The following is a 23282-nucleotide window of genomic DNA, read 5'->3' as shown; positions in this document are numbered from 1 at the left end:
TCTCCTGGCCAGGAGAACCCTATTTTTTTGTTCTAAAATGAAGGAGTGTGTTTGTATGAAGAAAGATGAATCAAGTGTGACTTCGTTAATATCGGCTTTTGCCAGATCCTATCATAGTCAATTTGATACCCCTAAAATCTTTAATGATTATTTAGCTAAAGAATTCATTTCGGAAAAAGAATTCACTGATATCAAAGAAAATATGGTCCAAGGCATACACTTCTTCAACAAAGATATCGCACAAAAATTCGAGGGAAATACAGAAGAAATATTAAAATGGATTACACAAGTCCAACTTTCTCCAATCACCTTGTCACGAGCTGCGTATTGCGAAAAAGTATTACTTCTTGAGGTAGCGTTAGGATTAAGACAATATGTCATACTTGGTGCTGGATTAGATACTTTTAGTTTCCGACATCCAGAATTGGAAAATAGCTTAGAAATATTCGAAATTGATCATCCCGCTACACAGGAATTTAAAAAGCAAAGGTTGGACGAGGCTAAATTAAAAATCCCAAGTAATCTTCATTTTATTTCTATGGACTTCACCAAAAATTTATCCTATCAAAACCTAAAAGATAGAGGATTTGATAACAAAAAGACGTTTTTTAGTCTTTTAGGTGTTTCTTACTATTTAACTAAAGAGGAAGTTACAAGCTTAATAGATTATCTATTCACCAATGTTCCATCAGGAAGTTCGATCGTTTTTGATTATGCAGACGAAAAACTATTCGAAGAAAAAGGAAGCTCTAATAGAGTTGAGAATATGGTGAAAATGGCTTCAATAGGCGGAGAACCGATGAAATCATGTTTTTCGTACTTTGAAATCGAAAAGATGTTAGAAAAATCAGATCTACTTATTTATGAACATTTATCTCCTGAAAAAGTTAATGAACTGTATTTTAACAATAGAGAAGATTACCTATCAGCTTTTGAGACCATTCATTACATTCATGCTATAAAAAAATAAACCACAACGAACATGGTGTTATACCAAAAATTTGTAGACTTTGTCTACAAGATAAAAGCAGTCCTCATATGAGGACTGCTTTTTTAATCTCACACTTCGTTTACGGTCGTCGCTGTTTTGTCGTGATCTTTTTCAAATAGATCATTCATGACAGAATTAGATGTGACATTCTTCTGGAAGAATGGATTCAAAATCAGGATGACCACAACGTTTGCTAGTAAACCAAGAAATCCTTCATAAAGACCAAACGTGACTTGTGAGATATTGGCTGTAAAGGTGACGATGATGCCAACAACCAAACCCGCAATCGTTGCTTCTCTCGATTGTTTTTTCCAGAACAAGCTGATGGCAATGGCTGGGAAAATTTGAACCATTCCAGAAACACCGATCAGCTGAAGCGTGACAAGCGCAGTCGGGAACAGCATACCGAATAAAAGAGCAAGCCCGATCACGATAAATACCATCGAACGTGTAATGATCGTTAACCGTTTAGGTGACACATTTGGATGGATTAAATCACGGTACAAATTATTGGCAAATAAATTCGATGCCCCAATGGCCATGATCGAACATGGAATGAGAGAAGCAAGTGCAATCGTTGAATACGCAAGCCCCTGCATCACGCCGCCATATGACGTCTGAATTAAATGAAGAAGAGCAAATCTTGGATTTGTATCTTCCGGTAAGACTAAAAAGGCAATGAAGCCAAGGAAGATGACCAAAATCAATACAATGTTGTAAAGAGGTAAAAACATACTGTTTTTACGGATGGCATCTGCGCTTTTGGCTGTGAAAACACCAGTTGCTGCATGAGCCCACATAAATAATGCGAGTGCAGAAACACCTGATGCGGTAATAAACCACAAAATGCCTTTAGGGCCGCTTTCAGGAATCGTCAGAAGCTGTGGGGCTTCCTTAGCTAGCGTATTCATCATTGGTGTCCAGCCGTTAAAATGAATAATCGGGAGGGAAACGACCATAAAGAGCATGATCACCCAAACAAGAATATCTTTAATAATGGCTGTATATGTAGGACCTTTAATACCACTGAAAAATGTATAAAGTGCAACTAAAATAAATGAAATCATAACAACTGCATTCACATTGATATAACTCGTTCCAGCGACAGTTAACGTATCTTGAATCCCGCTTAGCTGAAGACAAATGTATGGAATGAGCATGAGTACACCAACAATGGCAATCAAACTAGATAACAGTTTACTGTCAAATCGCTCACGTGCATAATCAGCAAGTGTTGTCAGCTTGTGATTTTTTGCAACCGTCCAAAGTTTTGGTAAGAAGAAATACGCAATAAAATAAGCAAGAACGGAATAGGGGATAGCGAAAAAAGCAACACTTCCTGCTGTATAAGCTGTACTTGTGAGCCCTAAAAAGGTATAAGCAGTATATAAGTCTGCGCCAACAAGGAACCAGACGAGAAGCCCGCCAAATTTTCTCCCGCCAACAGACCATTCTTCGACTGATTGTCTTGATGATTTATCACGACCAGCGGCAAAACCGATGACCACGACGATGAAAATGATACTTGCAGTAATCAATAAAGCTGTTAAGTTTCCTTGCATTCGTCAGTTCCTCCATTTGAATGTTGCATCCTGTAAATGATAAATGTGCAAACGGGTGTGAGTACAATCCATAGTAAGAGCCAGAAGTGGAAAAAAGGTAGCCCGATGACAAATGGATGAATACGATTCACAAAGGGGAGCAGTGCAAGCTGTCCTATGAATGGAATCGCGATGAGTAGCGCCAGTATCAGTTTTTTGTTCATGTTTTCCTCCTCTAATATTTTGTAATTTCATAATAATAGCAGTTGTCAGATTAGATCACAAGACCATTTTCAGAAAAAACAATCATTTTTATGAATATCATACTAATATAACGCTTTCATTTTTAAAAAGAGGTAAATACTGAAGAATGAGAAAGGAAGACTTGAAAATAAGTATGGAAAAATAATATTTAGAGCAAATAAAAAAGCCCCAGCATGACGCTGAGACTGTGCCGTTTTTTATAGGAAATCAGATACTTCTTCGATGTCAAAACGATTGCTTTTGTGAGCTTCTTTTGCTGCTTTCCCGACAGAAATCAACATCACTGGTTCGTATCGACCACTCACATTGAATTCTTTCACGTACGCTTCTTTGCTGAAACCGCCCATTGCGCATGTATCATATCCCATTGCTTTCGCCGCAATCATTAACTGCATAGCAGCTAACGAAGCGTTTGAATACGCAGCTTCACGTGCATATTGCTCGCTTTGGTATGCACCATTGATTTGCGTCATCAGTGTTTCTTTAATATCTTCTGTGATGAAGCCTTGTTCTGCTAGCTCACTGTAGATTTTTTCACCCTTTAGATTGGCTTCAAGGTCACCTAGCACAGCAATCACAGCTGATGCTTGAGAGACTTGTTTTTGGTTGTAAGCAATTGGAAGAAGTTTTGCTTTTGATTCAGCACTATGGAAAACAGTGAAATGCCAATGCTGAAGGTTCCAAGCAGATGGTGCTTTTGTTGTGATATCAAGAAGCTCTGTTAACTCTTCTTTTGTCATTTCATGAGTTGTATCATACTCTTTTACTGAAGCTCTTTCTTTTAAAATGTCAATCGTTTTTTGATCGCTCGCCATATGGATATTTCCTCCCGTTTTTGTAAATAGTATGGTACAATAAATAAAAAAGTGAGAAACTTACTTATTGTAACTAGAGATATATTTTAAATTGTATACCGTTAGTTTGTCAAACGATTATGAAAAGAAAGGCTGAAATATATGGAATTTCAATTATGTCCAAACATTCAGCAAGCTTTTTTGCTTCTTGGCAAAAGGTGGAATGGTCTCATCATTCATGTATTGCTTGATGGTCCGAAGCGGTTTAAAGACCTGACGGACATTATTCCATCCATCAGTCAAAAAATGCTCGCAGAACGCTTAAAAGAGCTTGAGCAAGAAGGAATCATAAAGCGCACTGTACTTCCTGAAACGCCAGTCAAAGTCATCTATTGTCTAACCGAAAAAGGGAGTGCATTACATGGTGTGTTCGGAGAAGTATCGCGCTGGGCAGGGGAGTATGCTGGATCTCATGTAAAAAAGGAGCAAGCCTAGTTTTAGGTTTGCCCAAACGTTTTGTCTCCTAATGAATATGCTGATGTTAGGCACATGACAAAGGAGGAGAAAAGCATGTACCCTCATACTCCGTATTTTCGAGGCGGTGCCCCTGGCATTCCGCCATATGAATCTAGAGTCCCTTTGTTTTTTGGTTTTGGCGCTCCTTTAGTCGGCGGACTGCTTGGCGGATTTCTAGGAAGTGCGATTTTTAATTATCCTCGTCCATATTACCCGCCACCACCACCGCCTGTTCCACCACCTTATGGCGGCGGATATCCACCATATTATTAAGAAAAAAGAGTAAGCCTGCTTCCATTTCAAAGCAGGCTTTTTATAATGGAATATCAATTTCAGAAATGCCTGGATCATCATGCTTTAAAAACATAATTTCTAAAATACCATCTTGATATGAAGCCTTCGTTCCTTTTCTTTTCACAGCAGCAGGCAGGACAACCTTCTTTTGTTTATTCTCTTCAGGAAAATGATCAATAAACAGCAGATTGGCTGTATGTTTGATTTTTACTTTTTCCGTGTTCGGACGATCTAGCTCTATTTTGACAAACACGTGATCTGTCGTCTCAAATACTTCAACATTCGGCTCTTTCTTTTTTTTATCGTCTGTCTCTCTTGTTTTCTTCTGCTGAGACAGCGGATCCTGAAAGGGGAATTGAGCAGAATAATTGGAGCCGAAAACACTTTCCATGACTTGATTGACATATTGCTCAACGTCTTTAGGATCTGAATTTTTTAACGCTTCTTTTGAAAATTGCTTTTGAAAAGGAAATAATCGGTTCCAGTCAAACATGCAAATCATCCTTTCTAAATGCCCTGAATTAGTATATGCCCATAAAGTGATGTGCGTGCTATAATATACGATAGGTTTAGAAAGGAATGGTTAGATTGAACGAACAACAATCAAAAGGTGTCTTATATACGGCTGCATCTTTTACATTATGGGGATTGTTCCCATTATATTGGAAACTGATGGAGCATATTTCGTCAGGCGAAATTTTAGCGCACAGAATAGTATGGTCCTTTATTTTTATGTGCGGTATTCTTTTATATTTAAAGCAAGTCCGTCCAGCGATGCAGACTGTGAAAGGTCTGATGATAGATGGAAAAGCACTTTTTTCATTACTTTTATCGGCTATTTTAATTTCGGTCAATTGGTATGTATACATTTGGGCGGTAAATCACGATCTTATGCTGGAAGCGAGTTTAGGGTATTATATTAATCCGCTTGTATCAGTTTTACTAGGCATCATTTTCTTAAAAGAACGACTGAATAAAATGCAAACCACCGCCATTCTCATTGCCGCAGCTGGGGTCATCATCTCAACTGTTCAGTACGGCTCATTTCCTGTCGTGGCTTTCGTATTGGCTTTTAGTTTTGGGTTTTATGGGCTGATTAAAAAAAGGATGAGTTTTACGAGTGCCATTGGATTAACCATTGAAACACTGCTTCTTGCACCAGCTGCGCTTGTTTACTTATTCTTCTTCTTAAAAGAACCTGTTGTCACGATGAATCCGAGCAGCTTCGGCTCTCTTGGGCTATTATTTTTTGCAGGTGTCTTTACAGCTGTACCGCTTCTTTTATTTTCTGAAGGGGCCAAAAGAATTCCTTTATATCAAGTTGGTATTTTGCAGTATATTGCACCGACCATTACACTCTTTTTGGGGCTGTTTGTGTATCACGAACACTTATCTGCAGCAAAAATCGTGACATTCCTCTGTATTTGGGTGGCGATTTTACTATTTACAACCTCTCAACTGCGAATGAAAAAAACAGCGAATTCTCATTAAAGAGACGAAGCAGTTTGCTTTTTTTTGCAGGCGGATCATGTCATAATAAGTTGTTACCAAAACTGTAGAGGTGATCACATGTCATCAGTCGATGAGCTTGCACACGCTTATCAATCTTTATGGAAAAATCGGCAGCTTGATGTAGTGGATATGACTTCATTACACGAGGCGATACAAGATGATTTGCTTGATGCACGCACCCATCCTCGCGCAAGAAAGTCATTACATCAAAAGTATGTACTCGCTGTGGAAAGAATTTTAGAAAGCACGATTGAACAGGGTCATCAACTACAGCTGATCAGCTTACATACAAAAAAGCTGCGAGAACTAATTCAAAATGAAGGAAGGAACCACTCATGAAACCAATTCAAACGGAAGATGTCACAGCACATCTTGAATCGTTTTTAAATCGGCCAGTCTTCGTTCATCTTGAAACGACAACTGGTTCTTATTCAGCTCATGTGAATGAGCAAAATATGACGGTCGTGGCGTATATCCGCAACGCAAAAGTCGTCTATTCACAGGCAAAAATAAAAGGACAAGGTCCATACCGTGTCGGGATGAAAACAGAAGATGGCTGGATTTACGCAGAAGGTTTAACCGATTACGTGTTTGATGAACAAGGCCGCCTGCTGTTAGCAGGACACCTGCCAGACGGAAAACTAGCGATCTCATTACAAATTAGTGAAACACCATTTCAGGTGTAGGAGAGAGGGGAACAGTGATGAACGAACATGTACTTGTGATGCTGCCTCACCCCGACGATGAATCCTTCGGGGTCGCAGGGCTCATCGCGCAAAGCAGAAAACGTGGAATTCCAGTGACGTATGCATGCGGGACACTTGGAGAAATGGGAAGAAATATGGGAAGTCCAACATATGCTAACCGTGAGACACTTCCTGAATTAAGAAAACAGGAATTAATCAATGCATGTAAAGAAATGGATGTCACAGACTTGCGTATGCTTGGTCTTCGGGATAAAACGTTGGAATTTGAAGATGATGAGTATTTAGCGGATGTGATGGAAAGTATTATTGATGAAGTGAAACCAACCCTTATTGTCACATTTTATCCAGGTCATGGTGTACACCCTGATCATGACGCGACAGGTGAAGCGGTCATTCGTGCTCTATACCGCAAGAAAAAAGAAGACCGTCCCGTCACATACTGCATGGCCATTACGAAAAATCGAGAAGAAGTGCTAGGAAATGCCGATATTGTGATTGATATTACGGATGTAGCCGATATCAAATTAAATGCACTAAGAGCGCATAGAACACAAACAGAAGGCATGCTAAGAGAGCTTGAACAAAAGTTGAAAAACAAAGAACCAGTCGTTCAAAAATGGTTTGATGAAGAAATTTTCTGGACGTATCAATGGAATGACTAAATGAAAGGCAGCTGACTTCAGTCAGCTGCCTTTTCCTGTTGCAGAATGCATACGTCTTTCAATTAACCTGAGACGAACAAATAGGACGATGGCACCTGCGGCAAGCCCAGTAATCAGACCAATCCAATAACCGAACGCTCCAAATGAGGTATACGTGCCAATCAAGTAGCCAGCTGGAAGGCCGATGACCCAGTAAGAGACAAACGCAGCAATCAGTGTATAATTCACATCTTTATACCCGCGTAGAGCTCCCTGAATTGGTGCGGCGATCGCATCTGACAGCTGGAAAAAGATCGCATACATCAAAAAGTGCTGTGTCATTTGTAAAACAGCTGATTCAGTTGTATATAAACCAGCGATCTCAGGTCTAAATAACAAGATGAGTGCTGCGGTACATAATGAGAACAAAATAGCTGTTGCAATGCCAATATAGCTGTAGCTTTTTGCGTCTTTATACCGCATGGCACCGGCTTCAAAACCTACAACAATCGTTAAAGCCATTGAGATACTAAGCGGCAGGATATATAAAATAGAAGCAAAGTTCATCGCTGCTTGGTGACTGGCGATTGTCACGGTATCAAAGTGACCCATTAAGAGCGTGACAGCTGCAAAAATACTTGTTTCAAAAAAGATCGCAAACCCAATAGGGATACCGATTTTCAGTATTTGACCCATTCGGGAGACGTTAAAGCGAGGTAATGTCTGAAACAACCGAAAGGACGCAAACGGTTCGGCTTTGATGACAATACAAATACTCATGATGAAAATCGCCCAATACGTCAGCGCAGATGCAAGACCTGCCCCTGCACCGCCTAGCTTTGGAAACCCAAAGTTTCCAAAAATAAAGAGATAATTTAAAACAAAATTAATAGGAAGTGCGGTTAACGTAATGAACATCGTCACACGTGTTTTTCCTAATGCATCAATGAACGATCTCATGACTGAATAACCAAAAAGCGGGATGATTCCAATAGCAAGGAAGCTGAGAAAATGACGGGCAATGATTTCTACGGATGGTTCAAGCCCAAGTCTCCCTAAAATAAAAGGAACACACAACGATCCAATGACAATCACCACGATACTTAAAAGAAAAGATAAATAAATGGCCTGAAATACTGCACGAGGAACACCTTCCCTGCGGCCGCCTCCCATCAGCTGAGCCACTATAGGGGTAACAGCCATTAAAATACCAGCGAGACCAGTATAAACAGGTGTCCAAATGCTCGAACCGATGGCTACACCTGCTAGGTCTTCTGCACTCACTTTTCCAGACATCACCGTGTCTAAAAATGTGATGAGCGAAAGACCTGCTTGTGTAATTAAAATCGGAATCAATATGGTTAAAAATTGTGCCAACTTTGCTCGAATACTATTCGTTTCTCTCATCATAAGTTCCTCTCTGAACAGAAATAACGAGAGGAATTATATCACGCTATGTAAAAAAATCAATTCTCCGTCGGATTATTTTTCTTTGAGGGCTTCGTTTTTTTGAACATTTGGGCATAAATAAAAGAAAGACTGACAACACCTAAAATGCTGCAAGCATATTGAATCACTTTTTGAATGGTCATATTGAATTCACCTCCATACAAATAGAATGTGCACAATTTGTTATTTTATGACACAAGCGAAAGAAGGAGGGACATGGTGAGATGATCAATCGCACAAATGAAGAAGCGATGTTTAAGTTAGAAATGAAATCTCATTTAACGCAAATTATGATGGATGCAAGGAAAATCGTCGATTCACTTGACCAGACGGAACAATGCCTTCTTTGTGAACTCGAATCATTGCATGATCAGTTTAATGAAATGCATGCAGAGGCTTCCTCATTTTATTTACAAGCATATATGGAAGAATTCACACCAGGTTTTGCTCAATTTTCTTTAGCCATTGAGAACTTATCAAAACAAAAGCATGGCGCACTGATTGTGATTCAAAGGAGAGATGAGGTGGAGGATTATATACAAAAAGGGACAAACCTCCATGCGAAAATTAGCGCATCATTAATAGAAAGCATTTTCTATCCTGGAAACCCACTTCATGATGGCGCCCTTTTAGTGAAAGAAAACACGCTTGTTTCCGCTGCAAACGTCCTACCGCTCACCTCGAAAAAAGTCAGCCCTTCTCTAGGCACAAGACACCGGGCAGCTATTGGACTTTCTGGCATGACTGATGCCCTTGTTCTTGTGGTATCAGAAGAAACAGGGAAAATGTCGTTTGCGAAAGAAGGCGTCCTCTATCCGTTAACTGTAAAAGATCAAGAAATCAGAAAGTAAACATGAACACAGCATTCTTCATGGGGAAGGGTGCTTTTTTTATTGAGGAGAAAAAACAGGCAATTAAGTAAAAAGTCATTTGATACAGAAAAATTTGTCATGTAGAATAGAACTATGAAACTAGCAACGTGCTTGTTTTGACAAATTTCTAAACGTCAACTTAAAAATTCCTTAAAAAATGTTTATAAATACAGCAAACAGCCGATAGAAACGATATGGCTTTGTTTTAGCATTTTGAGTTTGCTGCTCTAAAACCTATTTAGTATTGCCCAACGTCTTCATGTCGAGTAATATTATAGAAATAAAGATAAAATAGTGCAAGAGAAGCAGAACCATTAAATGCTAAACTCAAAACTAGTACATAAGTCTTATGGTACGAAATCATGAAAGGCGGAGATTCATCTATGAAGAAAAAAGTAGTAACCGGCCTCACAGTTTCAGCGATCGCAGGCTCAGCTGTTATTGCTGCACCGGCAGAAGCACAGACGATCAAGGTGAAAAGCGGTGACTCACTTTGGAAGATTGCCGAACAGTACAACACAAGTATTTCGGAACTTCAATCTCTTAATCAATTAAAAACGACGATGATTTTTGCAGGACAAAGCTTAAAGATTCCTAGTGCAAAAAGTTCAAAATCCAGCTCATCAACAAGTTCAAAAGCAACGAAATCAAGTGCTTCAACAACATCTAGCTATACAGTCAAGCTTGGGGATTCATTATGGCTGATTGCGAAGAATCACAAAATGTCAGTTGCAAGTTTGAAAAGTTTGAACAGCTTAAACAGTGACCTCATTCGTCCTGGACAAAAGCTGAAAGTGTCTGGAACAGCGAAAACGAGCGGCAGCCAGTCCTCAAATTCAAACTCAACATCTAATTCTAGCTCAAGTAACAAATCAACGAATTCTAATAGTTCGTCGTCAGCATCTAGTACATATAAAGTGAAATTAGGCGATTCACTTTGGAAAATTGCCAATTCGTTAAATATGTCGATTGGTGAAATTAAAACATTGAACTCGCTAAAATCTGATACGATTTATCCAAATCAAGTATTGAAGGTAAAAGGAACGGTGACGTCAAAACCAAGTCAACCGAAAGCACCTGCTCAACCTAGCACGCCTTCAAACAGCAATCAGTCTTCAAGTAGTAAAACCACATCTTATACGGTTAAATCAGGTGATTCATTATGGAAAATTGCGAATCAGTTTAAGGTGCAGGTTCAATCAATCCGCACAGCAAACAGCTTGAAAAGTGATGTGCTGAGAATTGGACAAGTATTAAAAATCAACGGAACAGCTTCCGGTTCAACTGGATCTAATGGTTCTACGTCAAATGGTTCAACAACACCGGTCAACAATAATAAAAATGACGTTCCAATGAATGCAAAAATCACGACAATGATTCAAGAAGGTAAAAAGCTCACAGGCATACCTTACAGATGGGGCGGCAATACACCAGCTGGATTTGATTGCAGCGGCTTTGTTTACTATCTCATTAATAAGGTTTCATCAGTATCTAGATTGAGTACAGCAGGATATTGGAATATGATGACACCTGTCAGCACACCACAAGTTGGAGATTTTGTTTATTTCACAACGTACAAAGCAGGTCCTTCTCATATGGGACTATACCTAGGTGGAGGAGATTTCCTTCATGCAAGTGACAGCGGAGTAGGAATTTCAAACTTAAGCAATCCTTATTGGAAAAAAGCCTATCTAGGTGCGAAACGTTTCTTCTAAAAAAGCCGATTTTCGGCTTTTTTTGTTTGCCTTCTCATCAGTTTGTCCATACTGATAGCAAAAGGGGGCAGTCATAAATGAAAAAGTCAGTGTGGATGATCATGATATGTTTGATCTTTACCGCATCAGCATGTCATGCACCGCCGAAAAAAGAAACGACAGAAGAAACAAGAGAAGTTGCCGCACCTAAACAAGCACCAGTCACAACGTCACTCATAAACGAAAGCGGGCAAAAAATAGGGAGCATTGAAATAAGAGAGTCCTCAGAAAATGGGCTGGATCTGCATGTGAAAGCGAAAGGACTGCCGCCAGGTCCTCACGGCTTTCATATTCATGAAACAGGAATATGTGAAACGCCAGATTTTGAAACGGCGGGGGCTCACTTTAATCCGACCCATAGAGAGCATGGCTTCGACAACCCAAAAGGGCATCATGCTGGAGATATGCCTAATTTAGAAGTAGGGGCAAATGGTCAAATTGACGTCGTTGTGAATGTTCCGAATGTGACGGTCAAAGGAGGCCCGAATCAATTGGTTGATCAAAACGGGCGAAGTTTCATCATTCATGCAGAAGCAGATGATTACTTAAGCAACCCTTCTGGCAACTCAGGGAAACGCATTGCTTGCGGAGCCATCACAAAAGAAATGGTAAAATAACAGAAGACGAACCTTTATGTATTGAGTGCATAAAGGTTTTTTTAGTATACTTGGTGAGGAAAATGATCGAAGAGAGGAATTAATCATATATGTTTAACCAACCAGCACTCCCAGAAGAAATTCAAGCAATGATCGAAGCAAAAGGAAAAGTTCTCGAAGAAGAATTTCGTCCGCTTATCGGAACAGGCGGCTATGAATCACAAGATACGTCTATTATTCAAGATGCCATGATTGCACTTGCCCTCGGAAAAAATGTTCTGTTAAAAGGACCGACGGGCTCAGGTAAAACAAAACTAGCAGAAACTTTATCCGCGTTCTTTCAACAGCCGATGCACAGTGTAAACTGCTCAGTTGACCTTGATGCAGAAAGTCTAATTGGCTATAAAACCATCCATAATGATGGACAAGTTGCTTCTATAGAATTCATTGAAGGACCCGTTACAAAAGCAATGAAAAAAGGACACCTTTTATATATTGATGAAATCAACATGGCAAAACCAGAAACACTGCCTATTTTAAACGGTGTACTTGATTACAGAAAAATGATGACAAACCCATTTACAGGTGAAGTCGTTAGAGCAGAAGAAGGTTTTGGCGTGATTGCAGCAATCAATGAGGGATATGTGGGGACAGTGCCGCTCAATGAAGCGCTGAAAAACCGTTTTGTTGTCATTGAAGTTCCTTACATTGGCGGCGGCATTTTAAAAGAAGTACTGCACACTCAATCCGTATTAAAGGATGAGCGGTTAATCGATCAATTCGTACAGCTCTCATCAGATCTCATCGTCCAAGCACACAATGGACAGGTCAGTGAAGAAGCCGCATCCATTCGCGCACTGTTAGATACATGTGATCTTGCGCAATATATCCCGCCGCTTCGTGCAATTGAACGAGGAATTGTAGAGAAGCTAGAAGATGACCGGGAAAAAGCAGCGGTAAGAAATATCGCTCAAACATTATTCGAGTGAGGTTCTGACTTTTGAAATTCATCAAATTTAATGACAGCAGAATCGATTCATTTCTATTTATGGAATTAACGGATTTAGCCAAAACACTTGCCAAAAGTGATGATGTGGAGCTTGAATACGGTGTTCAGTCGTACTATGAACCGTTTGAAAAGAAAATTTTCATCAGCCATTTTTGGGATGATCGTCATCAAGAGGATATGATGGCAGGCCTAAAAAGTGATGTGTTCCTGCGAGCAGTAGGGACGGTGTATAGCGATCTTACAGTATTTGAAGACATCATTCGCTATGCCCACACATTATCCATTCCGGATGTGTGCAAACAATTGTTTATGCTGTTTGAAGATATCCGCATTGAAGAGCGGATTAAACGTGACCGCCCAGGAACAAAAAAGGTATTTAAACGGAGAAGAGAGCTTTACAGACGTCACTTTAAAACACAATTAACGATTAACCAAGAGCGCAGTATTTTAACAGATGCACTCTTTTGTGCGATATACGTGAAGCTGACAGCCGAATCTCCGCTTGAAGAAATTCCACCCCTTCATGAGCGGATAGATCCAATGATTCCGTTTATTGAGTCAAGTCTTGAACGTGTATATGACGCACGCTCGACATCTGATATCGCCATCATTGTGAAGGAATTGACAGAAGGCTTCGATGAGCTCCTTGAAAAGGATATGCTGAACACATACTTTTTCTTCCCAGAATTGGACTATGAAAAAGCGGCAAAAGAACCGCTTTTCCATGACCTCAAAAGAAAGCCTAAATTAAGTGAGGATATAAAAGTTGATCGGGAAAAAGAGGGGGATGAAGACATCCATAGTGAATATATGGAAGTATGGCATAGAGAAACGGAAGCACCATCTAAAAGTTTCCTTCAATTTGATTTAGAACACGGTGGTAAAAGCGATCTCGGTAAAGATGCGGCAAGAGAAGGTGACGATGGAGATCAGGCGCTTGGAACGGTTCAAGGTTCAGCCAAACAAACCCATCGAAAAGACTATTCAAAGCTTGAAGCACTAGAAGAGGCAGAAGGAGAAGAAAGCGGGGCAGATGCGCATGAGAATGGAAAAGAAAACAAATATGCATTTCCAGTCATGATTTCACCAGAACCTCCTTCACCAGAGCAAATAGATGTGTACAAGCAGCACGCAAAGGCAATCGAGCCTTATCAGAAACGCTTAAAACAAATGATTCAAAAAACACTTGAGCATAAAAAATCATGGCCAAAAACAGATCTTCATGCGGGACGTCTCAGTAAAAAGCTCATTCGTTATTTTACAGAGTCCAATCCTCGACTATTTTATAAAAAACAAGCGCCATCTTCTCAAATTGATGCTGTGTTCACTTTATTAGTTGACTGTTCTGCGAGTATGTTTGACAAGATGGATGAGACAAAAAAAGGGATTGTTCTGTTTCATGAAGCTTTAAAATCAGTGCAGGTACCTCATCAAATTGTAGGGTTCTGGGAAGATACAAATGACGCAACTGAAACAAGTCAGCCGAACTACTTTAACACCGTCGTATCGTTCAAAGATTCCTTATTTGACGCAGGACCATCCATTATGTCACTTGAGCCAGAGGAGGATAACCGGGACGGCTATGCGATTCGCCAAATGACAAAAATGATTTTAAAACGAAGAGAAGAGCAAAAGTTCCTCATTGTTTTCTCAGACGGAGAGCCGGCTGCATTCAGCTACGAACAAAATGGGATCGTGGATACACATGAAGCGGTTCTCGAAGCGAGAAAAAAGGGAATTGAAGTGATCAATGTGTTTTTATCCAATTCTCCGATTGAAGAGGCGCAGATGAAAACGATCCAAGATATGTATGGCAAGTTCAGCATTTTTGTACCGGATGTCGATACATTGCCAGATGTGCTATATCCATTACTCAAGAAATTGCTGCATAAAAGCATTGGGGCATAAGGTTTTGCCCCTTTCTTTAAAATATTTTTCGGAATGATTTAAATTTTTTGTTTTTCTTTGAATTTTTTATCTTTAATTGAACAAAGAATGTAGAAAGTAATCCGAAACAGTGGTAGAATATGATTGGAAGCGTTTTATTACATAAATTTGGTCATTGTGTTCTGGAAGTTATATCGAGATAGTGTTCAATCACTTGATGATCAAAGTTGGGGGTAGTGTTCAAAATGTTTCAAAATGATGTGAAACAACCGTTGAGTTGGGAAGAATTTCATGGTCCGAACCTCGGCTACGTGCTCGAGCTCTACGATCAATATGTCCAGGATCCTACTAGTGTTGATGAAGACATAAGAGGCATATTTGATGAACTTGGTGCACCACCGAGTGAAATGAAGGAGGAAATTGGGAAAAAAGAAAATAGCGTAGTTACTTCTGAACAAATCCAAAAGATAGCATCAGTCGTTAAACTGGCAGAAGACATCAGAACGTATGGCCATTTAAATGCTTCCGTCAATCCTCTTCGCAAAGAAAAGGAATTACAAGAGCTGTTTCCATTAAAGGAATACGGTTTAACTGAAGAAGACGTTAAGAATATTCCAATATCAATTATTAGTCCAGATGCACCTAAACACATTTCAAACGGCATAGAAGCCATTAACCATTTGAGAAATACGTATAAGCGTACCATTTCATTTGAGTTTGATCACGTACATGACTTCGAAGAGCGCAACTGGCTCTCTAAATCTATTGAGTCTGGTGAATTATTTAAGAAAAAACCAGCAGATAAACTAGTTTCTGTATTCAAAAGATTAACAGAAGTCGAGCAATTTGAGCAGTTCCTTCATAAAACATTTGTTGGACAAAAGCGTTTTTCTATTGAAGGATTAGACGCACTTGTTCCAGTACTTGATGAAATTATATCCGAGTCTGTTACACAAGGGACTTCAAATATTAACATTGGAATGGCACATAGAGGCCGTTTAAATGTATTAGCACATGTGTTAGGAAAGCCATATGAGATCATTTTCTCAGAATTCCAGCATGCGCCTAATAAAGAGCTTGTACCATCAGAAGGCTCTATCGGCATCAGCTACGGATGGACAGGGGATGTAAAATATCATCTCGGTGCTGACCGCCAAATCAAAGATGAAGATACAAAGAGTGCAAGAGTCACACTTGCCAATAACCCAAGTCACTTGGAATTTATTGACCCGATTATTGAAGGAAGCACTCGTGCAGCTCAAGAATCGCGTACTCAAAAAGGCTATCCAGTTCAAGACGTTGAAAAAGCGTTAGCCATCTTAATTCATGGGGATGCTGCATTTCCTGGAGAGGGAATTGTCGCAGAAACATTAAATTTAAGTCAATTAGTCGGCTATCAAGTGGGGGGAACGATCCATATCATTGCCAACAATATGATTGGATTTACCACAGAAAGCAATGAATCTCGTTCAACAAAATACGCTAGTGACCTTGCAAAAGGTTTCGAGATTCCAATTGTTCACGTCAATGCAGACGATCCAGAAGCTTGTTTAGCAGCTGTTCAGCTGGCGGTAGAATACCGTAAACGGTTTAAAAAGGATTTCTTAATTGACTTGATTGGCTACCGTAGATATGGCCATAACGAAATGGATGAGCCTTCTACTACTCAGCCAATGCTGTATGATGCGGTCAGAAAGCACAAAACAGTCAAGAATATCTTCGCAGATAAGCTTGTCACTGAGGGCCTTCTGTCAAAAGAACAAAGAGAAGAAATTGAGCAGGCTGTCACGGCAAAAATTGAAGAAGCTTATAAAAAAGTACCTTCAAAGAAAGAACATACAATTCAAGAAATCGAACTGCCAGAGCCTGTATCTAACGGCTTCCCTGCAGTTGATACATCTGTAGAGTTTGATGTATTAAGAAAGCTGAATGAAGAATTAATTAGCTGGCCGAAAGACTTCCAAGTATTCGGTAAGCTAAAGCGGATCCTTGAAAAACGTGCAAAAGTGTTTACAGATGATCGCAAAGTGGAATGGTCACTTGGTGAAGCACTGGCATTTGCATCTATATTAAAAGACGGTACGCCGATTCGAATGACCGGACAGGATTCTGAGCGAGGCACATTTGCTCAAAGAAACCTTGTTCTTCACGACAGTCAAACGGGAGATGAATTCATTGCTCTTCATGAACTGAGTGATGCAAATGCATCATTTACAGTCCATAATAGTCCACTGTCAGAAGGCTCTGTCATCGGGTTTGAATATGGTTATAATGTCTATTCTCCTGAAACATTAGTAATTTGGGAAGCTCAATTTGGAGACTTCGCAAATGCGGCTCAAGTGTATTTTGATCAATTTATTTCAGCAGGCCGCGCCAAGTGGGGACAAAAGTCAGGGCTTGTGATGCTCTTGCCACATGGATATGAAGGACAAGGTCCAGAACATTCTAGTGGAAGAACAGAACGCTTCTTGCAATCAGCTGCTGAGAATAACTGGACAGTTGCGAATCTGACAAGTGCAGCTCAATACTTCCATATTCTTAGAAGACAGGCGAAAATGCTGCTTCGTGAAGAGATTCGTCCTCTTGTCATCATGACACCGAAGAGTCTGCTTCGTAACCCGAACACATTATCCGAAGTCCAAGAACTAACAGATGGACAGTTCCGTCCAGTTCTTGAACAGCCGGGCCTGGTGCATGATCATGAAAAAGTAACACGCCTTGTGCTATCGAGCGGGAAGGTATCGATCGATATTAGTGATCGTTTTACTCAAATGGAAGACTCAAAAGATTGGCTTCATATTGCGAGAGTGGAACAATTATATCCATTCCCAGCCAAAGATATTAAAGCCATTTTATCAAAACTGACAAACTTAGAAGAAATCGTATGGGTGCAAGAAGAACCGCAAAATATGGGCGCTTGGGGATATATTGAGCCATATTTACGTGAAATTGCATCTGAAAAAGTAAAAGTACGTTACATCGGCCGCAGAAGACGTTCAAGTACGGCTGAGGGTGATCCAACTGTTCATAAAAAAGAACAAGAACGAATTGTATCTGATAGCTTGACTCGCAAAAACTAAGGGGGAAATGAAAAATGGCGGAAATTAAAGTACCTGAACTAGCGGAATCAATCTCGGAAGGAACAATTGCTCAGTGGCTAAAACAGCCGGGCGATTATGTTGAGCAGGGGGAATACCTGTTAGAACTTGAAACAGATAAAGTCAATGTCGAATTGACAGCTGAAGAATCTGGTGTTCTAAAAGAAGTACTGAAAGATTCTGGTGACACTGTCCAAGTTGGAGAAGTCATCGGAACGATTGCAGCAGGTGAAGCTGGCGGAAGCGAGTCCGCAGCTCCAGCACCTGAGCAAGATTCTGCATCAGCTTCGAAAGAAGAACCAGCAGCTGAACAAAAAGAAGAGGCAGCAAAAGAAGAGCCGAAATCTGGTAATGGCAGAACGATCGCTTCTCCAGCAGCTAGAAAACTAGCAAGAGAGAAGGGGTTAGACTTATCTGAGATTCCAACCGCAGATCCGCTGGGCAGGGTACGAAAGCAGGATGTAGCTTCTTACCAAAAGAATGAAGCTCCTGCAAGTGCACCGAAAGCTGCGCCAAAAGCAAATGCTGCGGTGCAAAATGATCAAGCAGGGAAACCAGTTGAGCGTGAAAAAATGTCACGCCGCAGACAAACCATTGCAAAACGTTTAGTTGAAGTTCAACAAACGGCAGCGATGCTGACAACATTTAATGAAGTCGATATGACAGCTGTCATGGATCTAAGAAAGCGTCGCAAAGATGCCTTCCTTGAACAAAACGATGTGAAACTGGGCTTCATGTCCTTCTTCACAAAAGCAGTGGTAGCAGCACTTAAAAAATATCCACTTCTCAACGCAGAAATTCAAGGTGATGAGCTTGTCATTAAAAAATTCTATGACATCGGTATTGCTGTAGCCGCCAATGAAGGGCTTGTGGTACCAGTTGTCCGTGATGCAGACAGACTATCGTTTGCTGGAATTGAAAAAGAAATCGGTCATCTTGCGAAAAAAGCAAGAGATAACAAATTATCGCTCAATGAATTACAAGGTGGATCATTCACGATCACAAACGGAGGAACATTTGGTTCTCTGCTTTCAACACCAATTTTAAACAGTCCTCAAGTTGGAATTTTAGGTATGCATAAAATTCAGCTTCGTCCTGTTGCAATTGATGAAGAACGCTTTGAAAACCGTCCAATGATGTATTTAGCTCTTTCATACGACCACCGTATTGTCGATGGTAAAGAAGCTGTTGGGTTCCTTGTCACGATTAAAAATCTACTTGAAGATCCTGAACAGCTATTGCTTGAAGGATAATCGAAAGAAAAAGCTAGTACCGGTGAGGGTACTAGCTTTTTTGGTCTTTATTTTCTGGGTAGCCTCTTTTCGACCAAAATGTTGCCAGCCAAGAGCCAGATAAATTATGCCATACGCTAAAAATGGCACTGGGAACGGCGGCAAGTGGAGAAAAATGTGCGGTTGCAAGGGCTGCACCAAGTCCAGAATTTTGCATCCCTACTTCTATTGAAATTGCTCGTTGAGAAGGAATGTCCATTTTACACCATTTTGCAATGAGGTAACCCAATAATAGACCAAGAGCATTATGTAAAACAACAACGGCAAAAATAAGCAGTCCAGATTGCAGAATCTGTTCTTTATTTGCGCTGACAACAGCTGCAATGATGGCGACAATGCCAGTAACAGATACAAGCGGGAGTGCTTGTACAGCATACGTCACTTGTTTTTTAAAAAACAATTTGACGATAACCCCTAAAATAATCGGAATTAAGACAACTTGGACAATCGACAAAAACAAAGCACCCGGTGATACAGATAACCAAGATTTTGCAAAAATATAAATAAAAACAGGGGTCAAAATGGGAGCAAGTAGTGTCGAGATCGTTGTCACGGCAACGGATAAGGCCGTATTTCCTTTCGCCAAAAAGGTCATTACATTGGATGCAGTCCCGCCTGGACAGCAGCCAACGAGAATGACACCAACAGCGATTTCAGAAGGCAAATGTAACCCATAGGCCAATAAAAATGCAATGAGTGGCATTAATGTATACTGCGCTAAAACCCCGATCAATACATAAAGAGGCTTTCTAAAAAGCTCTTTAAAATCTTCAGAAGACAGCGTCAGCCCCATGCCAAACATAATAATGCCAAGTAAAAAAGGGATATAAGGTCCAATCAAAGAAAATGCCGCAGGAAAAGTAAAACCTAGACAAGCAAAGACAATGACCCATATAGCAAATGTTCTTCCCGCAAAGTGACTAATGTGTAAAAGGGTGTTCATACTATCTTTCAACTCTCTTTCTTTTCATATCTTTTCTATTTTAAATGAATTTTCTGAAAAAACAACCTATGATTTTGCATCTGGTGCTCATAATATTATTATGTAAACTAATAAAAAACCACATAGTATATGAACTATGTGGAGTATGCGATCAAAAAGGTGTCCATTTCACTTGTTGAGCCTGTTTTAGTCTTGCTTCTGGCTCACGCCAGTCAACGACATTCCACCACTGGTCTACATATTGCGCCTTCTCATTTCGATATTGGAGGTAATAGGCATGCTCCCACACATCAAGAGCAAGAAGGGGGATGATGTCCCATTGCGAGAGGAACTGATGGCGCTCTGCTTGTAAAATGTCTAAACGCTGAGATCTCGGGGACCATACAAGGATCGCCCATCCGACACCTTCTACTTGTTTGGCAGCAGCTGAAAAATGTGACTTGAACGCCTCATAGCTGCCAAATGATTGATCAATGAGACGAAGCATTTGACCAGTAGGTTTTCTTTTTCCTGAAGGACTCATTGAAAACCAAAAGATACAATGTAAATAATGTCCTGCCCCATGAAAGGCAAGTTCACGTTCCCAATGCTTGATCATCGTAAAGTCATTGGTTCTTCTTGCTTTTTTTAGCGCAAGTTCAGCTTGATTTAGACCATTAACATAAGTTTGATGATGCTTTTGATGGTGCAAGTACATAATTTCTTTTGAAATATAAGGTTCGAGCGCGTCATACCGATAAGGCAGTGGTGGTAACTGATGATTTCCAGCTGCTACATCGCGCACTTCTTCGTGTGGCTGCATGTCTTCTGCAATCCTTTCGGCTAGTTCGTACCATTCTTGTTCACTCGAATGATCATCCTCCATTTTGAGTCGTAAATTTTCCACTTTTCGATGAATTTTATCATCTTGCCACACATGTTGAATCGTGCTAAGCCACTCTTTGAGCTGTGAGCGATATTCTTCTTTATTCATGTATACGCCTCATTTCGTTTAAAAATGTAGAACAAGCCATCATCGGAAACACAAATGGGTAGCTATGATAGGTGATGTAAAATTGTTTTGGCAGTCCAATGCCGACTGGATAGTACATGGCTTCTTCAGTATGGTGATGGTTCACTAAAAAGGAGACAGCTTTCAAAATGGCTGCGTTATTTGCTTTCTCATATTGGAGGAGCGCCTCGGTCGCCCATGCGGTTTGAACCACTGTGCCAAAGGGAAGCGGGACATAGGTTTTCAGTTCTGCACTTTTACACGATTCTCCGAAACTGCCATCTTCAAGCTGAATCTGCTTTAGAAAACGGCACGCTTTTTGCACAGCAGGGTGTGAGGAGGGGACGCCGGCCGCTTTCAGTCCTGTTAACGCTGCCCAAGTTCCATAAATATAACAAACACCCCATCTGCCAAACCATGATCCATTTTTCTCTTGGTGGTCAATGAGCCATTTTACACATCGATCTTTTTGCCTGAGAATCGAGGGTGAAGCAGTATCTTCTTCTTCTAAACCAATCAAATGGAGCACACGACCAGTAATATCAGGAGTTGACGGATCAATCGCCGCATCCTCCGCAGATTCAAGCGGAAGGTGACGAAGTAGAAAGTGATCTTGATTTTTTTCAAAAGCAGAAAAGCCGCCATCACGGTTTTGCATGGAGAGAAGCCAGTCATATCCTCGTTTCCACTGAAGTGGATCGTATTCTTTTGGGATCGCTTTTAACACAATTTGCGTGTCATCACAATCAGGATTATTCGTATTGATATGTGAGAAACCAAAGCCCCCGGGAGCAGCATGACGGTTATGAACTGCCCAATCCGCTTTCTTCATTTGCTGCCGGTCCAGCAAATAGTTGAAGGAATTCATGATCATGGGATCTTCTCGTTTTCTTCCTGCTCTTTGAGAAGCGTAACTGACAAGCGCTGTATCCCACACAGTCGAGGTGGAATTCTCAGCATATATCTTGCCTTGACAGGAGGTGACGAGCCTTTTCATACCTCTGACTGCTTTTTGGATGAGATGATGTCCAGGGGAGTACCCCAGGCTCATGAGGGCATAGACCATAAAGATGGTTGCACTTAAGTAACTATACAGCGTCCCATCTTTTTCAAGACGGTCAAACATGTATCGCTTTGCCGCTTCATATCCGAAAAAGTCGAGCCGGCTGTCGAGGGCTGTATATGACCGCATATACATGAGGAAGTCATCAGTCGAACGTTCTTCTCTTGCCATAAACCAGTCAAATGGATTTTTAGACATGTTTTCATCAAGATGGGCTAATGATGGAAACGCAGCATGAGAGGTGTACCGTTTGTTCAGTGCGATCATCATGGGTACAAAATGAATCCTTGCATAGGCACTAAGGTGGTAGAAGTGCAGTGGAAAAGCCGTAGGGATGAGTAAAAGGGAAAGAGGTGCATAGAAGTAGGGCCAAGGGTGCATGCCATTTACGGCAAGCATCCATTTTGTCATAAAATGAACGCTCTTTAGTCCACCTTTTGAGCGAATATATTGTGCTGCTTTTTCCATATGGGGCTCGTCTTTTTGAAATCTGCCAGATGCGAGCATGCCGCAATAACCTTGTACTGTAGCTGTGAGATGTCCCGACTGGTCATGATACAAAGAAAAGGAACCATCTTCATTTTGTTTGGCATGTATTGCTTCGGCCAATTGATGGATCAATTGCTGATCAGGGTCACCAACGGCTTTTAACAGCATAATGAAAAAAGCATTTGTCATCATAGTTCCTTCAAAGCAGAAAATAAATGCGCCATCTTCTCTTTGTCTGCGTTCTACCTGCATGTGCAGTTCATCGATATATTCGTTGACTCTCGTTTTAAAATCTTGCATTCGGCCATGCTCCTTTCCTTTATCACTATATTCAGGAGTCGGCCTGTCACATGACAGCACAAAAAAAGCCGATGACATCGTCACCGGCTCTGCGTGTAGACAAACCCTCGCATGCGCCCGCAGTCCTGTGTGCTGGTGCTCACGAATTTCAAATTCGCTCCGCGCCAGTACTCGTCCTTCCTAGGGCTGCAAAGGTTTTCTATCACGCTGAAAAGAAGACAAAGGACTAAAATCAAGTTCATTTTATCCCTTTGTCAACAAATTAAGCCGATGACATCG

23 protein-coding genes are annotated in these 23282 nt (G+C 40.6%); 14 read left to right on the top strand and 9 right to left on the bottom strand.

Annotation, left to right across the window (positions count from 1 at the left end; translation table 11 throughout):
- Window positions 1–55 precede the first annotated feature (55 nt).
- The gene (locus tag AC0VYC_RS09760) at window positions 56–970 is read left to right on the top strand and encodes a class I SAM-dependent methyltransferase (protein ID WP_178896928.1); all 915 of its coding nucleotides are present in this window, start codon (window positions 56–58) and stop codon (window positions 968–970) included.
- A gap of 89 nt (window positions 971–1059) precedes the next feature.
- Here the strand turns inward: AC0VYC_RS09760 and AC0VYC_RS09755 are convergent, their stop codons facing one another.
- From AC0VYC_RS09755 to AC0VYC_RS09745, 3 genes are all read right to left on the bottom strand, one after another.
- Window positions 1060–2553: a sodium:solute symporter family protein gene (locus tag AC0VYC_RS09755; RefSeq protein WP_475388351.1), complete on the bottom strand. Its 1494-nt coding sequence runs from the start codon at window positions 2551–2553 to the stop codon at window positions 1060–1062.
- Entirely contained in the window at window positions 2538–2756 is a 219-nt protein-coding gene (locus AC0VYC_RS09750; RefSeq protein WP_017359680.1) for a DUF3311 domain-containing protein, read from the bottom strand. Before AC0VYC_RS09750 ends, AC0VYC_RS09755 begins: the two co-directional genes overlap by 16 nt.
- 237 nt (window positions 2757–2993) lie before the next feature.
- Window positions 2994–3611, bottom strand: coding sequence for a nitroreductase family protein (locus AC0VYC_RS09745; RefSeq protein ID WP_017359679.1), 618 nt, complete (start codon window positions 3609–3611; stop codon window positions 2994–2996).
- Between the two features lie 141 nt (window positions 3612–3752).
- Between AC0VYC_RS09745 and AC0VYC_RS09740 the strand changes: the two genes are divergently transcribed.
- Entirely contained in the window at window positions 3753–4085 is a 333-nt protein-coding gene (locus AC0VYC_RS09740; RefSeq protein WP_008346466.1) for a winged helix-turn-helix transcriptional regulator, read from the top strand.
- Window positions 4086–4160: 75 nt separating this feature from the next.
- Entirely contained in the window at window positions 4161–4379 is a 219-nt protein-coding gene (locus AC0VYC_RS09735) for a hypothetical protein (RefSeq protein ID WP_003215921.1), read from the top strand.
- Between the two features lie 40 nt (window positions 4380–4419).
- Here the strand turns inward: AC0VYC_RS09735 and AC0VYC_RS09730 are convergent, their stop codons facing one another.
- The gene (locus AC0VYC_RS09730; RefSeq protein WP_039165520.1) at window positions 4420–4893 is read right to left on the bottom strand and encodes an Hsp20/alpha crystallin family protein; all 474 of its coding nucleotides are present in this window, start codon (window positions 4891–4893) and stop codon (window positions 4420–4422) included.
- Window positions 4894–4979: 86 nt separating this feature from the next.
- Between AC0VYC_RS09730 and rarD the strand changes: the two genes are divergently transcribed.
- The 4 genes from rarD to bshB2 all read left to right on the top strand — a co-directional run bounded on the left by rarD (window position 4980) and on the right by bshB2 (window position 7281).
- Complete coding sequence (gene rarD / locus AC0VYC_RS09725) at window positions 4980–5891, top strand: EamA family transporter RarD (RefSeq protein WP_039165518.1); 912 nt, start codon at window positions 4980–4982, stop codon at window positions 5889–5891.
- 78 nt (window positions 5892–5969) lie between these two features.
- On the top strand, window positions 5970–6251 hold the full coding sequence (locus AC0VYC_RS09720; RefSeq protein WP_041091271.1) for a hypothetical protein: 282 nt from the start codon (window positions 5970–5972) through the stop codon (window positions 6249–6251).
- Window positions 6248–6598 carry a YojF family protein gene (locus tag AC0VYC_RS09715; RefSeq protein ID WP_008346474.1) on the top strand — a complete coding sequence of 117 codons (351 nt, stop codon included), beginning with the start codon at window positions 6248–6250 and terminating at the stop codon, window positions 6596–6598. Before AC0VYC_RS09720 ends, AC0VYC_RS09715 begins: the two co-directional genes overlap by 4 nt.
- Before the next feature lie 17 nt (window positions 6599–6615).
- Complete coding sequence (gene bshB2 / locus AC0VYC_RS09710; protein WP_024718573.1) at window positions 6616–7281, top strand: bacillithiol biosynthesis deacetylase BshB2; 666 nt, start codon at window positions 6616–6618, stop codon at window positions 7279–7281.
- Between the two features lie 21 nt (window positions 7282–7302).
- Here bshB2 and AC0VYC_RS09705 read toward each other — a convergent pair whose 3' ends face one another.
- Both AC0VYC_RS09705 and AC0VYC_RS09700 read right to left on the bottom strand, forming a co-directional pair.
- Complete coding sequence (locus AC0VYC_RS09705; RefSeq protein WP_475390039.1) at window positions 7303–8667, bottom strand: MATE family efflux transporter; 1365 nt, start codon at window positions 8665–8667, stop codon at window positions 7303–7305.
- 59 nt (window positions 8668–8726) lie between these two features.
- Complete coding sequence (locus AC0VYC_RS09700; protein WP_003215647.1) at window positions 8727–8852, bottom strand: hypothetical protein; 126 nt, start codon at window positions 8850–8852, stop codon at window positions 8727–8729.
- 81 nt (window positions 8853–8933) lie between these two features.
- Between AC0VYC_RS09700 and cdaS the strand changes: the two genes are divergently transcribed.
- From cdaS to odhB, 7 genes are all read left to right on the top strand, one after another.
- Complete coding sequence (cdaS, locus tag AC0VYC_RS09695; RefSeq protein WP_024718575.1) at window positions 8934–9560, top strand: sporulation-specific diadenylate cyclase CdaS; 627 nt, start codon at window positions 8934–8936, stop codon at window positions 9558–9560.
- Between the two features lie 404 nt (window positions 9561–9964).
- Window positions 9965–11296 carry a C40 family peptidase gene (locus AC0VYC_RS09690; protein WP_024718576.1) on the top strand — a complete coding sequence of 444 codons (1332 nt, stop codon included), beginning with the start codon at window positions 9965–9967 and terminating at the stop codon, window positions 11294–11296.
- Window positions 11297–11373: 77 nt separating this feature from the next.
- On the top strand, window positions 11374–11952 hold the full coding sequence (locus AC0VYC_RS09685) for a superoxide dismutase family protein (protein ID WP_125590369.1): 579 nt from the start codon (window positions 11374–11376) through the stop codon (window positions 11950–11952).
- 89 nt (window positions 11953–12041) lie between these two features.
- Window positions 12042–12920, top strand: a complete 879-nt coding sequence (locus AC0VYC_RS09680) for an ATP-binding protein (protein WP_017359496.1) — start codon at window positions 12042–12044, stop codon at window positions 12918–12920.
- A gap of 11 nt (window positions 12921–12931) precedes the next feature.
- Window positions 12932–14848 carry a vWA domain-containing protein gene (locus tag AC0VYC_RS09675; RefSeq protein ID WP_039165511.1) on the top strand — a complete coding sequence of 639 codons (1917 nt, stop codon included), beginning with the start codon at window positions 12932–12934 and terminating at the stop codon, window positions 14846–14848.
- A 224-nt stretch (window positions 14849–15072) separates the two neighbouring features.
- On the top strand, window positions 15073–17907 hold the full coding sequence (gene sucA / locus AC0VYC_RS09670) for a 2-oxoglutarate dehydrogenase E1 component (protein WP_017359494.1): 2835 nt from the start codon (window positions 15073–15075) through the stop codon (window positions 17905–17907).
- A 14-nt stretch (window positions 17908–17921) separates the two neighbouring features.
- On the top strand, window positions 17922–19178 hold the full coding sequence (odhB, locus tag AC0VYC_RS09665) for a 2-oxoglutarate dehydrogenase complex dihydrolipoyllysine-residue succinyltransferase (protein ID WP_047946567.1): 1257 nt from the start codon (window positions 17922–17924) through the stop codon (window positions 19176–19178).
- 31 nt (window positions 19179–19209) lie between these two features.
- On the opposite strand, the gene AC0VYC_RS09660 is transcribed toward odhB, so the two are convergent.
- The 3 genes from AC0VYC_RS09660 to AC0VYC_RS09650 all read right to left on the bottom strand — a co-directional run bounded on the left by AC0VYC_RS09660 (window position 19210) and on the right by AC0VYC_RS09650 (window position 23003).
- Complete coding sequence (locus tag AC0VYC_RS09660) at window positions 19210–20160, bottom strand: bile acid:sodium symporter family protein (RefSeq protein ID WP_159159725.1); 951 nt, start codon at window positions 20158–20160, stop codon at window positions 19210–19212.
- 151 nt (window positions 20161–20311) lie between these two features.
- Window positions 20312–21133, bottom strand: coding sequence for a superoxide dismutase (locus tag AC0VYC_RS09655; RefSeq protein WP_039165508.1), 822 nt, complete (start codon window positions 21131–21133; stop codon window positions 20312–20314).
- Window positions 21126–23003 (bottom strand): terpene cyclase/mutase family protein, encoded by a 1878-nt coding sequence (locus AC0VYC_RS09650; RefSeq protein ID WP_475388343.1) that lies wholly within the window; start codon window positions 23001–23003, stop codon window positions 21126–21128. Before AC0VYC_RS09650 ends, AC0VYC_RS09655 begins: the two co-directional genes overlap by 8 nt.
- Window positions 23004–23282 lie beyond the last annotated feature (279 nt).

It is taken from the genome of Bacillus sp. iso_77, assembly GCF_056173625.1.
This window is presented reverse-complemented; position numbering and strand designations above follow the sequence as displayed.